The organism is Methanogenium cariaci JCM 10550 (genome assembly GCF_001315945.1).
In the GTDB taxonomy this organism is placed as follows: domain Archaea; phylum Halobacteriota; class Methanomicrobia; order Methanomicrobiales; family Methanomicrobiaceae; genus Methanogenium; species Methanogenium cariaci.
In genome coordinates this window covers 1-14133 of sequence record NZ_BBBG01000022.1, presented here as the reverse complement: position 1 = coordinate 14133, position 14133 = coordinate 1, and the positions used below count along the sequence as shown (strand labels likewise).

The window sequence follows — 14133 nt, the reverse complement described above, 5'->3', positions numbered from 1 at the left end:
GCAAAAAACCTCGGATCCCATACGCAAAAACATCATCACTATATATTTATTTCCCCAATAGTACTCTGAATCATCTCAGAGAATATATACCGGAATGGTGCAGATGAAACAACAGAACGTAAAACAGATCATCCTGATCGTTGGCGTGATTGCAGTCCTTGTTTTTTTCGGGCTTGCATACGAAGGAAAAGCCGGGATTGCACTCTTTAACAATACATCCCAGACTCAGGAATCATCCGAAGCAGGCGAACCAATTACCTACCTCATCTCTAACCTGACCCGACCGGCAGAAGTCGAGATAACAGAAGAAGATATCAGGCGTATACCGAAAGTGGAGGGGGGGTAGTGCAGTCCAGCGGTACAGGGGGGGATTCCTCAGAATATGAAGAGACCGTCCTTAATGCATTCCTTCGGGCAGCAGACCGGTTTTCCGGTGCGGGAACGGGAATGGAAACCTATAAGATCGAGACTTTTGATCTGCTTACCGATCCTGACTTTGCCAATCCGGCATTTCTTGGCCGGGATAAAGGAGTGAAGGTATCAATCGTCTACAACAGTTCACCCAGTGTTCTGGAAGATACAAACTGGGCTCACCTGAGTGATGCCTCCACCATTGCCTATGAAATGTATGACAGCACAGCAGGGTCGGATACCGGATATGTAACCGTATCCTATATGTTTGCAGATAAAAAATCCCCCCGGTTTCAGACCTCCCTCACTGCTGAGGAGGCAAAAAGATTCAACGGCGACTGGACAGAAGACAACTATCTTCCGCTGCCTGCATGGTCTGCAGTGACCATCGATTCATCCGCAAACATTGTGCCGTATGAAAATATTGACACCATTGTCCCGGCAGTCCAGGGAATTGACAGCATCTCCTCAGATGCCATATCATCAGGGAGTGTGACTGATGAATATGACCTCTACATATCCAAAGACAATCTAGAGGGTCTTCTTGGCAGATACAGCACTGAGATGCAGGACCACATCCAGAAAATTTCCGGCTATTCTACCGATTCGGATTTTACGGGCATGGCAGATGCCTCAGAACAGATGATGATCCAGGCAGCAGAGATCGAAGATGAGATCACGCATCTCCCGATTGCACCACAGTATGCTGATGTGGCAGACAATTTTCTGGAGGGCGTGAGAAATTACCAGTATGCGGGTTCCTATTTCTGGTATGGGGCAACATTTACTGAGATCGATCCAATTAAAACGGGTAATACCTATGTCCAGAAGGGTTTTTCGAACAATAACAATGCACTCGAAGCGCTGGATATGCAGACCATTGAAACAGCAGTATTTGAACTGCCCAATGGCAAACTCTTCCCTGATGCGATCTATATGTATGAAAACCATGTCTATCCGGACAGCAAGAAGAAAAACGATATCTCAGTTAAATTTAGTTCACTGAGCTATTCAAGAATGTATACCCTGAAACAGGATGACAAAAATGAGAAGAATGTCGCAGGATATGGATACAAGTATGTCTTCCCGGTCATAGAAATCCATCATCTTGGATTCCGTGGAGGCGGGTCATCCCGTGACATGATCATAACCACCCCCCCTGACCAGAAGGATTTCACCATCATCTACAACGGAGAGGAATACAAAAGCATCACCCCCCCTCCCCCCCCTACGTCGGTCGAAAACTGGATCCGACAACCTATATTGAACCAGCCGGATATCCCTATTATAAGGTAAAGCTGGACCGAAAAGGAACATTTGAAGGGGTGCTTGTCTTCCAGGTACCAGATGACTTTGATCCCGCAAAGGCATACATGAAACTCGACCTTAGCAATGGGGAAACAGTCTGGCACATGGTACCACGCTAACCTCCATTTTTAGTGATTTTATTTTGAATGTATAATCTGTGGCCCTGAGAGAATAATCGCCTCTGTATTTTTGTTTAATTGAAAAAAACGTGAAATTTAAATCCATCGTTAATGATCTATTCAGGATCTTAGACTATCGTTAATTTAAGAAGAGTATATAGAAATTTCCCAAAAATAGCGTAAATTACTTATTTTACAATGAAATGGACCTCCGATCATCCATCGGAAGGACTTTTAGTGATTAATCACACCACTTAGTTATTGCTGTTAAATCAGTGACGAGAAGTCCTTAATTCTTCTCTGCGAAGGGTCGATACATGATAGAAATCAAGGTTGACGAGGATGCCTGCGTTGGGTGTGGCCTTTGCGTCAAGGACTGCCCAATGGAAGTACTTCAGTTACAAAATGGTGTTAGTTACCCGGCCCATCCGGAAAACTGCATGGGATGCCTGTCGTGCCATGAAATTTGCCCGGCTCAGGCTCTTGAGCACAAAGGTGCTGTGCCGTCCAGAAGAATGTACATCAGCATGAAAGTTTGCAACATGCTTCGAAAGGTGATCTAAGAATGCCTGCAAGTTACATTGATGAAGCAAAAAAGCAGTTCAAAACAGATCTTGTCTTTAAAGCAGAAGATGTGCCCCCCCTGAGATGTGACCCTCCTGCTGCAGAGTTAGAGGTCACCCTGCACGGTCTCATGCAGATGAATGGCTATATCATAAAATCCCTGGAAGAGATCGCAGGGAGGGGGGCAAATGCTGTTACATACCGTGCGGGAAAAAAATTCGGACACGAAGTTGCGAAGTATTTCGAAAAAAAGGATGACGTGGAAGACGCACTCCGTGAACTCTCATACATTCTGCATGGACAATACTCCTTTGAACCATGGAAACCCGGAGACAGGGACAACTACATTGTAGAGGATGAAAGCGGGACATTCATCTATCTGGTCTTTCATGACTGCATTGTCCGCCAGACACTGAGAAGAATCGGGGAAGAGCAGGGGGGCCCTTTCTGCCAGACGCTGTGTGGATATGTGGTGGGTGCTGTTGAAGAGATCACCGGAAAACGAGGCAAACTGGAAATCATTCACACCGGACCAAATGCCTGCCTCAAAAAACTGATCCTGAAATAATGGAGATAACCGATGAAGATTGCAATAGAAGAACTGGCCGGATGCTCTGGCTGTACCATTGCTGTCCTTGACCTCCATGAAGCAATTCTGGATCTGGTTGAAGCGGCAGACATTGTATATTCCCCCCCGGTAATAATGGATGTAAAGGAACCCCCTGAAGACATTGACATTGCCTTTGTCACAGGAGCAGTGCGAAACGAAGAGAATCAGGAGCGTCTGAAAAAGATACGAAAAAATTCCCGGGTTCTTGTAGCGCTTGGTACCTGTGCATGCTATGGAGGGATATCGGGACTTTCCATGATCAGCAGCAGAGAAGAACTTTTTAAAACCGTGTATACTGCTGTTGATACCGTCAAAGAGGATGGCGCCATTCCTCATGATGTGCCGGGATTTCTGTACCGGGTTTTTGCCGTTGGAGATATGGTAAAAATCGATTATTATATTCCGGGCTGTCCCCCCCCAAGGAGGCACGGTTAAAAGAAATTCTCCTTCCGCTGATTAAGGGAGATAAAATTAATCTCTCCAGAAAATCCGTCTGCTCAGAATGTGACCGCAAAATGGGGGGGGAAGTAAAAGACTGGTCACTGAAACGTCGTCATGTAGGAATCCCGGACCGGGAGACATGCCTGCTGGGTCAGGGGTATCTCTGTCTCGGGCCGGTAACCTTCTGCGGATGTAATGCATCATGTCCTAAAAATAATGTGGCCTGCCACGGTTGCAATGGACCATCTCTCGATATTCTCAGAGAACCATGCAGGGATATATATAATCTGATGGTCCGGAGAATTGCTGATCTGACAGACATCTCTGAAAAGGAGATTAAAAAGGAACTCTACGATGTTGGACATACCATGTATGCCTTTACCATGGGAAGCGAGGTAATGGAGGATAAAGAGATATCAAAAATCCGTGAAGTCATATCCCAAGAGGGGGGGAACCGATGACACGGATTAACATCAGTCCGGTCACTCGTATTGAAGGCCATGCAGAAGTGCGCATTGAAGTCGATAGCACCGGAGGGGGGGTTGAAAGTGCACATTTCAATGTTGTTGAACTGAGGGGGGGATTTGAAAAGTTCATGATCGGTGCAGCAGTTGAAGAGGCTCCGCGAATTACCCCCACGGATATGCGGAATCTGTCCGACCTCTCACCACATCGCGTCAGCAATGGCATGTGATCAGATATTTGGTGCTCAAATCCCCAATACCGCAAAAAATCTTCGTGAACTGCTGATGCATGGACAGTATGTGCACTCGCATTCCCTGCACTTTTTTATGCTGGCAGCCCCGGACTTTCTCATTGGTCATGATGTGCCACCCGAAGAGAGAAACATCCTTAGCCTCGTAAAAAAAGAACCGGAAATCGCAAAAAATGCAATAAAAGTCCGGAAATTTGGTCAGCGGCTCACCGAGGCCATTGGGGGGGGAAACCGATTCATCCATCATCTGCCGTTCCGGGCGGGATGTCACACTCGATTACGGAAAGCCAGAGAACCGAGCTGCTTGAGATGGCAGAAGACGCTGCTCAATAGCTAAAGAATGCTGGAGTCTTGCACGCGACATTCTGGACAAAACGGATCTCTCTTTCGGAACGGTGGATTCGGCATTCATGGGTGCTACGGAAAATGGCCGGTATTCGGTCTGCGGCGGCACAACAAAAGTCATTGACACCGATGGCTCCCCCCCGATTACATCGTTCTCCGGGCAGGAGTATGTAAACAGGATCGAAGAATACTCAGAAGACTGGTCATATCTCAAATTCTCCCGTCTGAAGGATGGACGGTTTTATCGGGTTGGCCCTCTGGCACGTCTGAATATTGTTGATTCAATGGGTACACCCGCTGCAGATGCGGCTCTCGAGGAGTATAGAAAGAAATTCGGGAGGCATGTACAGACGACTCTTGCATATAATCAAGCACGGTATATCGAATTCCTCGCATCCTGTGAACGTGCTGTCGAAATTCTCAGCAACCCATCGATTACCTCAACAGATGTCCGGACACCGGTGGATTGTGTGATCAATAACCGGGGGGGAGTTGGCATCATTGAGGCCCCCGCGTGGCACGCTCATTCATGATTACACCGTGAATGATGAGGGATTCATTGAAAAATGTAATCTGATCGTTGCAACCTGCCAGAATAACTGGGCAATGGATAAAGGTGTAGAAAATGTTGCACGAAAAGTAATTTCTAACGGGAAAATTTCAGAAAGCGGTAAAAATCAAATTGAGATGGTAATCCGTGCCTATGATCCCTGTATATCATGTGCAACCCATGCAATCGGCAAAATGCCGGTCAAATTTACCATCGTGCCAAAAGAAAGACGATTAATTCAAAAAATGAGACGGACAGAATCAGGTGTAAAAGATGCTTAAATCAATATTGACAGAGTTTCTCAGACTGGATGGGATTACCGCGTCGGTGGTTGTCGGAAGGGATGGATTTGTGATAGAGAGCGCAGAAAAAGGTGAGATTGACACTGAGGCACTCGGCGCAATGGCTTCGACCGGAATGGGTACTTCTGAAGCAATGGGTGCGGAACTTGGTAAGGGGGGGGAAATGATCCAGATGCTTGTGGAGTGCGAAAACGGACCAATTCTCCTTTCGCCACTCTCTGAGGATGAACTCATTGCAATTGTCGCGGAAAAAGATGTAAATATTGGAAGAATTCGGTATGAACTAAAGAAAAACCGTGAAAGAATAATTGCTGCACTGTGATACTAATGCTTCCGGAAGGCAGACAGGTTGCAAATCTGAAAGGTCCCTTTAAAGAACTGATTGAATTCACCGGACAAATAATCGCCGGGGGGGTATCAGCAAGGGGGGGACCGAATGGAGAGGGATATCTTCTCATAGAGAATGGAATTCCTGCAATTGCCCAATACAATGAAAATGGAACGGAGCTGAAAGGAAATGATGCAATAATTTTCTTTAGAGAACAGCCGTTTTTAGAATATACGGTCACCTCCTATAATGAATCTGAACTGAGAAAGGTGATTACCTATTCAATCCGGAATAACTGGCTTGTCGATCATAAGTCGCTTCCAACTGAAGATGAGACAACACTTTCCAACGAAGAGAAACTTGACAGGATTCTTCGGCAGCCCGGAGTGATTGCCGTTTCGTCATTTTTTGAAGGATTTCCCATTAATTCGCGGGGGGGAGATGGTGACTTTGAGCATGCTGCAGCCATCGCTGAAGATCTTCTCCGTGCAGGTGCAAAAATATCAGATGATCTTGGAATTGGCATCCTTGAGCAGATAATTCTTGAAACACCACAGGGTAAATGCATACTTGCACCGTTTGAGGACCTCTATCTGGTTGTACTGACCTCAACGGACGCAAATCTTGGCATGATCCGCCTTGCGATAAAAGGAGTGCAAAAGCTGTGATATAACCATGGTATGGGGGAATGGTGAGAGAAGATGAATATTGAAAACGACATTAGAAATGTGGTCGAACATGCTCAGTATGCTGGTGAGTATGAATCTGAAGACCTTATAAACAAAATGAAAGCATCCGGCCGATCCGGACTTGCAATATCTATTGGGGGAAAAGATCAGTGTTTATTAATTTTTGTCGATGGAACCGTTGAAGGTGCTGCCCTTATGGGAAATGAGGGAAACGTCTATGGCGACAAAGCAATTTATCTCTACGATAACAATTTAAAATTTAAGATATATCTGACGGAGAAATTGATCACAGAATCGGTGGCTGCAGGGTGCAGGATATACGACAAAGGACATCTACAAAGCAGCCACCTGGAAACAATTCCTGAGATTGGAGATCATAAAAAAGGGAGGGGGGGTTAATCAGACTCCATATCATCTCAGGACGTGATCCGCTTGCCGGGGGGGCAAGAGTCTCCATGAGAAAAGGCAGGCAACTCCTTCTGAGCGAAGTCACCGGACCAGATGGGATTGTGGCATTTAAACTGGTCAATGGTATCTATGACTGTATCATCGTGGACAGATCGGGGACTGTCCACAAATACAGAATTGAGTTTAATGATGAACTGATTGATACCGTAATCGAGATTTGAGGATTAAAAAATGAAAGAGATGAAATCATTTTTGGGGGATTGCGTCGTGGAAATAAGAAAAAAGAAACCAGTGATGCTGTTTCTCCAGAAGAAAAAACAGAACAGAGTATTCCTGCAGAAAATGAAAAAATCCTGATAGTGGATGACGAAACGGATATTTCAGAAACAGAACATATCTCCGATAAACCGGATGAAATCAGTGTCTCGGATTATACCCGGCCAAATGAAACTCTTGGAGATCTGCTGACTGATGTCCGGAAAATGGATAAAATAACTGAGATTAAGGATGAAAATTCAACACCCGTAATATCACAAGCAGGTAATCCAGTATCCGGTAGCACTGAACCAGAAGGAATGAAACCTACTCTCAGAGACATCATTGCAGGGATTCAGACCAATAAATCAGAACAAGAACCTGCCAAAGATGACCGGAAACCGGAAAATGAGGATGTGTTTACCGGTTCTGCACCAGAAATAATGATGGGGAACATATCCAAAAGCGCAGAAGACGAAGTTCCGGAAGCCGGTGCGAAAGAGCATGATGAAATAACCTTTGATCAGGATACGGACAGAATTATCCCTGAGATTACGGATAAAAACGAAATACCAGAATTTAGCAGAGATAATATCGAACTGAGTGTTACGGTAGATAATGATACCAGATCAGAATCTGCGTCCCATCCGAATTCACCCATCCAGTCACCACAGCATGAATCACCGGAAGAGCATACAGATGAAAAACCTGAGGTCACCGCAGAGACAAAAAATAATCATCTTGGTTCACTGATTGCTGACATCCAGCAGAACACCAATTATTCAGCAGAAAAGGGACCGGATAGTGAAGCTGAAAAGAGAATTGATGGAATTATCAGTGAATTACTGAATAATAAAGAGGATATACCGGAAACGGATTATTTTAGTGAAGAATCCGATGAGTTCCCGTCTGGAGAACTCAGTTCAATCATTCAGGAGATACAGAATTCAGAAGCGACGGCAAACAAGATACCCTCAAAACTGAAACCAGATGATCTTATTAACGAACTGGTGCAGGTATACGATGAAGCTGAACTTGTTTCCGGAACAAATCAGCCACAAAACACAACAACGAAAATTACCCGAATAATTGAAGATCTTTCAAGTGAAGGAAATAAAAATATCCGCAAAGAGCCAGTCGAAATCAAACCTGAAAACGCATACTCCCATTCTGAACCAATAGCTAAGAAAAAATTACGGAAAGATGGAATAATTAGTGCAGAAGAAGCAACAAACATTTCAGATCTGATTCTGTCAGGTGGTGCTGAACTGGACCTTGAGGAGTTCCACATCTCGGACGGTGCACACAAATTTGAGATGAGTAACAGAAAAGAAATCTTCGCTGCACTGGATGGAATTGTTGAGGGCGATCTGGAAAGACTGGATCTTTCAAAGCTAAAACCAGCTGAATTTGTTCCTGAAGACACAAGTCTGGAAGAAAAAACGAAAAAATTTGGCCAGGGTCTGTTTGGCAAAATTCGGGGGGGCAAGGTTGTGGAATATGACCCTGCAATTCATGGCTCCCTTGTTAATCTCTCGCATGATAGTAGTGAAGGAATTGAAGAAATCGAATTATATCCGGTAAATGAACCATATGCCTACATCAGAATCATCTTTGACCACAACAGTCATGAGTACCTCTACACCGTAATTGAACCTGAACTCTCTGATGGAGAAAAAGTACTGTTACAGGAACTGACACAGCGGTTGTTTGAAACACTTGACATCAACACTAAGGACCTCACAAAAGAACGGGCATATTCTACCCTGACAGAGGCAGTTGACAATATTGTCTTTGATTACGGTATAAAACTGGATCCGGTATCACGGGAAAAGATCCTCTATCATATTCATAAGAATTTCATTGGAGACGGGCGGATTGACGCCATCATGCATGATAAATATATTGAGGATATTTCCTGTGACGGTATCAATGCTCCACTATTTGTATTCCATTCTAATTATGAATCTATCCAGACGAACCTCACGTACACACGTTCTGATGATCTGGACTCATTTGTAACCAAACTTGCCCAGCGTGCAGGGAAATATATCTCAATATCAGAACCGATGCTTGATGCAACAATGGCAGACGGGTCACGTATTCAGATGACCCTTGGTCATGAGGTGACCGCCCATGGTTCTACCTTCACCATCCGAAAATTCAAGGATGAACCATTACTCCAACAGATCTCATCGAGTGGGGGACATATTCTCCTCTCTCCATTGCATTCCTGTGGCTCGCGGTAGAAAATGGAAAATCCTGTATATTTGCAGGAGGAACCGCTTCAGGAAAGACAACGTCTCTGAATGCAATATCACTGTTTATTCCACCTATTGCAAAGATTGTCACGCTTGAAGATACCCGTGAACTGAAACTTCCGCACAAGAACTGGATCCCTTCCATTACCCGGGAATCGTTTGACAGCGGCGGGAAAGGATCTATTGACATGTACGAACTGCTGCGTGCAGCACTCCGTCAGCGTCCCGAATATATCCTCGTAGGTGAGGTACGTGGTAAAGAGGCACAGACCCTCTTCCAGGCCATGAGCACGGGTCACGTAACCTATGCAACAACACACGCAGATTCTGTTGCCAGTGTTGTTCACCGGTTTGAAAACCCGCCAATGAATGTGCCCCGTAATATGCTGAGCGCCCTTGATCTGGTCAGCGTGCAGGTGCAGGCGCGGTTTGGAGGACAGAGAATTCGACGAAATAAAACCCTCATCGAAATACTCGACATTGATCCCCGGACAAATGAACTGATCACCAATGAAGTCTTCAAATGGAATGCAGCAACAGATGATATCCGGTTCTCCGGTAAATCCTACATTCTTGAAGATATTATGGAAGGAAAAGGCTGGAGTGATGCCCGTATGCGGGAAGAACTCAAAAGACGCCAGGAAATTCTTGAATGGATGCGGTTAAAAAAGATCCGTCACTTCCAGGAAGTCGGGAAAGTGTTGCTCTCCTATTACCGTGACCCGGAGACCGTAATGGAACTTGTCAGGAGTGATCTCTATGAATAGTTATCAGAGGCTCTGTTTCAATCTTCTTGGAGAACGTATGAAAGCAAAAAGAGACGACTATCTCTTTCTGCGCAATGAGATGATGCGCGCACGAATGACCGTGCCGTTTGAAGCATATCTCTCAACGGCCTACATTACATCTGTCCTTGTCGGACTGGTCTTCGGAGCCCTGATAGGCTTTATTACATACGTGTTCAATCTGCCGGATCTTATCGTCTATTACGGAAGTCTGCCGGATTTCATCATTGCTCTGAATCCGTTTAAAGCACTAATCGGTGGATTAATCGTAATGGTTATCAGCCTGATTGTATTCGGAGGAATTACCTATGCAGTATTTCTCATATATCCGGGAATTATGGCTGGAGAAAGAAAAAGGAATATTGATGCAACGCTACCGTATGCAATTAATTATATCACCGCTATGTCGACAGCAGGCATCACACCGGCAGAAGTATTCCGGTTGCTTGGACAGAGCAAGATATACGGGGGGGAAAGTGCCGTTGAAGCGCGATATATTGCACGGGAAATTGATATTTTTGGAAAAGACCTGCTTGATGCCCTGAGAATCGCCGGTCAGTACACCCCAAGCGGCAGAATGCGTGAGTTCCTCCAGGGTGCGTCTGCAAGTATTTCAGCGGGAAGTAACCTGACGGAATATTTCCGCACCAAGTCAGAACAATATACCCGGGAAAACCGCATGGAACAGAAAACATTCCTGGAAACACTGGGATTGATCTCAGAATCGTATGTGACAGCACTTGTCGCAGGCACCCTTTTTCTGATCATTCTCCAGTCCATCATGTCGACAATCAGCGGCGAAACAGACCCCCCCTTGTTCCTGTATGCAGTGATTTATGCTGTCATCCCACTGGGCAGTGTGATGTTTGTGATTCTCATAAGTTCAATGACCCCCCCGGAGGTGTAGAATGAAACTATTTGATAAGAAAAAACCAGCAAATACCCCCCCAGACAATGCACCACCGGAAATCCAAAAAGATGAAGAAATACTTGCACGGGTGGAAGAGCGGCACAGTTCAGACGAGGGATTTGGAAAATTCATGCGTCACCCAGTTCAGATGCTCACGGAAAAACCGGAAAATATTCTGATTCTCACCATTCCCGTTGCAATTATTGTCTTTGTTATCGGACTGGTACTCCAGGTGAGTAAATACGGAGTCGTTCTCGCACTGACGACAACAGGCATTGACGATTATTTCCTTCTTGCAGTGCTGGTTGCAGCAGTTCCCCCTTGCACTTCTGGATCTGAAACACTCAATGAGAGTGAGAAATCTCAATATATCACTGCCAAACTTCTTCCGGGACGTTGCAGGAATGAATGAAAGCGGGATGACACTGCCAAACGCGATTCACGTTGTTGCAGATGGTGAATATGGTTCCCTGACACCGTATATCAAAAAACTTGATGCAGAGATGTCATGGAATGTTCCGTTTGTCGATGCAATATACCAGTTTGGAGAGCGGATAGGCACATCACTTGCACAGAGGAGTGTTGATCTTATTGCAAAAGCAAGTCGTGCCGGTGGTGATGTGAGTGAAGTTCTGCGTGCTGCCGCAAATGACAGCTTCGAATTTGTCAATCTCGAAACAGAACGACGCAATAATATGCTTATTTATGTCATTATCGTGCTCGTTTCCTACCTAGTCTTCCTCTTTGTGATTGCAGTGATGACAGGGACATTTCTGGAAACAATGGCACAGGCTGGCGAGGCTGTGGCAGAGTCAGGAAGTGGCGGATCAGCATTCGGGGCAACCATTGACATGGAATTTTATCGGCGGCTGTTCCTCCATGCGTCAGTAATTCAGGGATTCTTTTCGGGTCTTGTCGCAGGACAGATGGGTGAAGGACGTGCGGTTGCAGGACTCAAGTACTCGGTCGTCATGGTCGTCATCGGATGGGTTGCATTCAGACTGTTTATCTGAAAAATACCCTACTATTTTAAAAAAAGATTAACTGATATTATCGAGCTTATATCCTTTATCAAGAAGGAGTTTCTTCACCCGTTCACGATGATTTCCCTGAAGCTCAATTGAATTACCTTTCACTGTACCGCCGCAGGCAAGTTTCCCTTTGAGGTACTTCTGCAGTTCATCCAGGTCAATGTCATAGGGATCAAGACCATCAACCACGGTGACCTCTTTGCCGTACCGGCGTCGGTTTATCTTAACACTTATCTGCTGCTGTTCTTTCGCTACTTCTTCGCAGATACAGAGTTCTTTGGGCAGTCCGCACTTTGGACATATACCTCCAGTCATTACCATGTACCTTCATGCTTTGTTTATATATTTGTTGGCATGATTCACTGAATATCCGTTCATTAATGTATTAGGGAATCAGAACATGTAAATCAGATTTTGAGCGATAAAACAAAAAAATTTAACCCACAAAAACGGAATGGTGTACCATACATGTCCCTGATGATTCTTGGAACCGCATCCCACGTAGGGAAAAGTATCACGGTAACGGCAATATGCCGGATTCTCACCAATTATGGTTACCGGGTTGCCCCCCCATTCAAATCCCAGAATATGAGTCTGAACTCATATGTAACCCCCCCATCCGGCGATGAGATCGGTATCGCTCAGGCAGTGCAGGCATTTGCGTCACGCGCCATACCCTCTGCGGAGATGAACCCCCCCATATTGCTGAAACCAAAAGGAGATGGTGAATCACAGATTGTACTTCTGGGAAAACCATTTCGTGATGTCAGGACAGGAGAATACTATACCGAAACCGATTTTTTCCTGAACACTGCACTTCAGGCATTCTGGAACCTACAGGACACATATGAAATGATGGTGATTGAAGGTGCGGGCGGTGCTGCTGAATGCAACCTGTATGACCACGATATTGCAAACATCCTCCTCGCACAAAAACTCGGTCTTCCCATTATTCTCGTTGCGGATATTGAACGGGGGGGGAGTTTTTGCGCAGGTGCTGGGGGGGACGCTGATGCTTCTGCCGGATGATGTCCGCCAGCAGGTAAAAGGGATTGTCATCAACAAATTCTGTGGAGATTACCAGCTTTTTGAAGACGGAAAAAATTTCTGGAAGAGAAATCCGGCATTCCCGTTCTGGGAGTGATCCCCCCCTATTTTGACATTCCTCTCCCCCCCAGTGAGGATTCTCTCTCAATAAAAGATAAAAAGACAAACAAAACGGGCATCAGAATTGCAATAATACATCTGCCACAGATATCAAATTTCACCGATTTTGAACTGCTGGAACAGCAGGCGTCTGTTGAATATGTGCAGCCCGGGGGGGCAACGCTCTCATCCTTTGACTGTATCATCATTCCCGGCACAAAAAACACGATTACCGACCTGCAGTATCTGTATGATTCAGGATTCGCATACCAAATTCATGCTGCGCATACTGCAGGCATCCCCGTCATTGGTATCTGCGGCGGATACCAGATGCTGGGAAAAACAATCACCGATTCGGGTCAAGAATCTGCTGAAGGGACATACCAAGGCCTTGGACTGCTTGATATCACAACAACATTCTTAGAATATACCAAAACAACTGTTCAGGTTACCCGGACACCTCTGAACCATCCCCCCCCGATTCTCCAGAGAATGGAACAGGTCAGCGGGTATGAAATACACGCAGGAGAGACCTCAGTCGGACACTCGAAAAGAGCGTTTGAGGACGAGGGAGCAGTCTCTGATGACGGGCAGGTCTTTGGGACATACATGCACGGACTCTTCCTGAACAGAACCGCAGTAGATGCACTCCTGTCCTGTCTTTCGGATAAAAAAGGCACGGCATACACTCCCGCTGAATCAACCAATCCCATATATGATGACACCGCGTATGATACCGTAGCCCGTAGTTTTGAACGGTCACTGGATGTGCAGACACTTCTTGCCATTGCAAAAGAGGGTCGGCCGGATACCAAAAGCAGACCATCAGCTGATGACGGAGAAAATGCTTGAAAAACCCTCGCCGTGCATAGCATTGCAACATACCGCAGTCACTTTGCTGAGATCGACATCAGCTGTCGTACGTGAGGCGAGGCAGAACGCTCTCGCAGGGGGG

Annotated in this window: 18 protein-coding genes and 2 pseudogenes; 19 read left to right on the top strand and 1 reads right to left on the bottom strand. The window is 45.6% G+C overall.

The genetic code is table 11. The features are described 5' to 3' along the window. Positions 1–103 precede the first annotated feature (103 nt). From JCM10550_RS13940 to JCM10550_RS23500, 18 genes and pseudogenes are all read left to right on the top strand, one after another. Complete coding sequence (locus JCM10550_RS13940) at positions 104–346, top strand: hypothetical protein (protein ID WP_157200302.1); 243 nt, start codon at positions 104–106, stop codon at positions 344–346. Further along, positions 346–1707 (top strand): hypothetical protein, encoded by a 1362-nt coding sequence (locus JCM10550_RS13935; RefSeq protein ID WP_062399999.1) that lies wholly within the window; start codon positions 346–348, stop codon positions 1705–1707. The genes JCM10550_RS13940 and JCM10550_RS13935 overlap by 1 nt, the downstream gene beginning before the upstream one ends. Before the next feature lie 448 nt (positions 1708–2155). Beyond that, positions 2156–2401, top strand: a complete 246-nt coding sequence (locus JCM10550_RS13930) for a ferredoxin family protein (RefSeq protein ID WP_062399998.1) — start codon at positions 2156–2158, stop codon at positions 2399–2401. 2 nt (positions 2402–2403) lie between these two features. Beyond that, complete coding sequence (locus JCM10550_RS13925; RefSeq protein ID WP_062399997.1) at positions 2404–2970, top strand: hypothetical protein; 567 nt, start codon at positions 2404–2406, stop codon at positions 2968–2970. 12 nt (positions 2971–2982) lie between these two features. Continuing rightward, complete coding sequence (locus tag JCM10550_RS23535) at positions 2983–3447, top strand: hypothetical protein (protein ID WP_245619270.1); 465 nt, start codon at positions 2983–2985, stop codon at positions 3445–3447. Between the two features lie 80 nt (positions 3448–3527). Beyond that, positions 3528–3914, top strand: coding sequence for a hypothetical protein (locus tag JCM10550_RS23530; RefSeq protein WP_245619268.1), 387 nt, complete (start codon positions 3528–3530; stop codon positions 3912–3914). Continuing rightward, positions 3911–4147 carry a hypothetical protein gene (locus JCM10550_RS23525; RefSeq protein WP_245619266.1) on the top strand — a complete coding sequence of 79 codons (237 nt, stop codon included), beginning with the start codon at positions 3911–3913 and terminating at the stop codon, positions 4145–4147. Before JCM10550_RS23530 ends, JCM10550_RS23525 begins: the two co-directional genes overlap by 4 nt. Then, positions 4137–4505, top strand: coding sequence for a nickel-dependent hydrogenase large subunit (locus tag JCM10550_RS23520; protein WP_245619264.1), 369 nt, complete (start codon positions 4137–4139; stop codon positions 4503–4505). The genes JCM10550_RS23525 and JCM10550_RS23520 overlap by 11 nt, the downstream gene beginning before the upstream one ends. 58 nt (positions 4506–4563) lie before the next feature. Beyond that, positions 4564–5046, top strand: a complete 483-nt coding sequence (locus tag JCM10550_RS23515) for a hypothetical protein (RefSeq protein ID WP_245619262.1) — start codon at positions 4564–4566, stop codon at positions 5044–5046. 7 nt (positions 5047–5053) lie between these two features. Continuing rightward, positions 5054–5344: a hypothetical protein gene (locus JCM10550_RS23510; RefSeq protein ID WP_245619261.1), complete on the top strand. Its 291-nt coding sequence runs from the start codon at positions 5054–5056 to the stop codon at positions 5342–5344. Continuing rightward, entirely contained in the window at positions 5337–5687 is a 351-nt protein-coding gene (locus JCM10550_RS13910; protein WP_062399996.1) for a roadblock/LC7 domain-containing protein, read from the top strand. The genes JCM10550_RS23510 and JCM10550_RS13910 overlap by 8 nt, the downstream gene beginning before the upstream one ends. Positions 5688–5692: 5 nt before the next feature. Further along, on the top strand, positions 5693–6361 hold the full coding sequence (locus JCM10550_RS13905; RefSeq protein ID WP_062399995.1) for a roadblock/LC7 domain-containing protein: 669 nt from the start codon (positions 5693–5695) through the stop codon (positions 6359–6361). A 33-nt stretch (positions 6362–6394) separates the two neighbouring features. After that, the gene (locus JCM10550_RS13900) at positions 6395–6781 is read left to right on the top strand and encodes a hypothetical protein (RefSeq protein ID WP_062399994.1); all 387 of its coding nucleotides are present in this window, start codon (positions 6395–6397) and stop codon (positions 6779–6781) included. 56 nt (positions 6782–6837) lie between these two features. Continuing rightward, complete coding sequence (locus tag JCM10550_RS19140; RefSeq protein WP_157200301.1) at positions 6838–7011, top strand: hypothetical protein; 174 nt, start codon at positions 6838–6840, stop codon at positions 7009–7011. Positions 7012–8187: 1176 nt separating this feature from the next. Further along, positions 8188–10073: pseudogene (locus tag JCM10550_RS13895) on the top strand (type II/IV secretion system ATPase subunit). Beyond that, on the top strand, positions 10066–10998 hold the full coding sequence (locus tag JCM10550_RS13890; RefSeq protein WP_062399991.1) for a type II secretion system F family protein: 933 nt from the start codon (positions 10066–10068) through the stop codon (positions 10996–10998). Before JCM10550_RS13895 ends, JCM10550_RS13890 begins: the two are co-directional and overlap by 8 nt. Position 10999: 1 nt before the next feature. Further along, complete coding sequence (locus JCM10550_RS23505) at positions 11000–11413, top strand: hypothetical protein (protein ID WP_245619260.1); 414 nt, start codon at positions 11000–11002, stop codon at positions 11411–11413. Then, positions 11406–12014, top strand: a complete 609-nt coding sequence (locus tag JCM10550_RS23500; RefSeq protein WP_245619258.1) for a type II secretion system F family protein — start codon at positions 11406–11408, stop codon at positions 12012–12014. The genes JCM10550_RS23505 and JCM10550_RS23500 overlap by 8 nt, the downstream gene beginning before the upstream one ends. A gap of 27 nt (positions 12015–12041) precedes the next feature. Here JCM10550_RS23500 and yciH read toward each other — a convergent pair whose 3' ends face one another. Continuing rightward, positions 12042–12347 carry a stress response translation initiation inhibitor YciH gene (gene yciH / locus JCM10550_RS13880; protein ID WP_062399989.1) on the bottom strand — a complete coding sequence of 102 codons (306 nt, stop codon included), beginning with the start codon at positions 12345–12347 and terminating at the stop codon, positions 12042–12044. Positions 12348–12500: 153 nt separating this feature from the next. Here yciH and JCM10550_RS13875 point away from each other — a divergent pair. Further along, positions 12501–14030: pseudogene (locus tag JCM10550_RS13875) on the top strand (cobyric acid synthase). Positions 14031–14133 lie beyond the last annotated feature (103 nt).

What these genes read in the sequence shown, in the direction of transcription:
- JCM10550_RS23500 (WP_245619258.1), top strand. Translation starts at nt 11,406, where the DNA reads ATGAATGAAAGCGGGATGACACTGCCAAACGCGATTCACGTTGTTGCA.
- JCM10550_RS13900 (WP_062399994.1), top strand. Translation starts at nt 6,395, where the DNA reads ATGAATATTGAAAACGACATTAGAAATGTGGTCGAACATGCTCAGTAT.
- JCM10550_RS23505 (WP_245619260.1), top strand. Translation starts at nt 11,000, where the DNA reads ATGAAACTATTTGATAAGAAAAAACCAGCAAATACCCCCCCAGACAAT.
- JCM10550_RS13890 (WP_062399991.1), top strand. Translation starts at nt 10,066, where the DNA reads ATGAATAGTTATCAGAGGCTCTGTTTCAATCTTCTTGGAGAACGTATG.
- JCM10550_RS13910 (WP_062399996.1), top strand. Translation starts at nt 5,337, where the DNA reads ATGCTTAAATCAATATTGACAGAGTTTCTCAGACTGGATGGGATTACC.
- yciH (WP_062399989.1), bottom strand. Translation starts at nt 12,347, where the DNA reads ATGACTGGAGGTATATGTCCAAAGTGCGGACTGCCCAAAGAACTCTGT.
- JCM10550_RS13905 (WP_062399995.1), top strand. Translation starts at nt 5,693, where the DNA reads ATGCTTCCGGAAGGCAGACAGGTTGCAAATCTGAAAGGTCCCTTTAAA.
- JCM10550_RS23520 (WP_245619264.1), top strand. Translation starts at nt 4,137, where the DNA reads ATGGCATGTGATCAGATATTTGGTGCTCAAATCCCCAATACCGCAAAA.
- JCM10550_RS23525 (WP_245619266.1), top strand. Translation starts at nt 3,911, where the DNA reads ATGACACGGATTAACATCAGTCCGGTCACTCGTATTGAAGGCCATGCA.
- JCM10550_RS23535 (WP_245619270.1), top strand. Translation starts at nt 2,983, where the DNA reads ATGAAGATTGCAATAGAAGAACTGGCCGGATGCTCTGGCTGTACCATT.
- JCM10550_RS13925 (WP_062399997.1), top strand. Translation starts at nt 2,404, where the DNA reads ATGCCTGCAAGTTACATTGATGAAGCAAAAAAGCAGTTCAAAACAGAT.
- JCM10550_RS13940 (WP_157200302.1), top strand. Translation starts at nt 104, where the DNA reads ATGAAACAACAGAACGTAAAACAGATCATCCTGATCGTTGGCGTGATT.
- JCM10550_RS19140 (WP_157200301.1), top strand. Translation starts at nt 6,838, where the DNA reads ATGAGAAAAGGCAGGCAACTCCTTCTGAGCGAAGTCACCGGACCAGAT.
- JCM10550_RS13930 (WP_062399998.1), top strand. Translation starts at nt 2,156, where the DNA reads ATGATAGAAATCAAGGTTGACGAGGATGCCTGCGTTGGGTGTGGCCTT.
- JCM10550_RS23530 (WP_245619268.1), top strand. Translation starts at nt 3,528, where the DNA reads ATGGGGGGGGAAGTAAAAGACTGGTCACTGAAACGTCGTCATGTAGGA.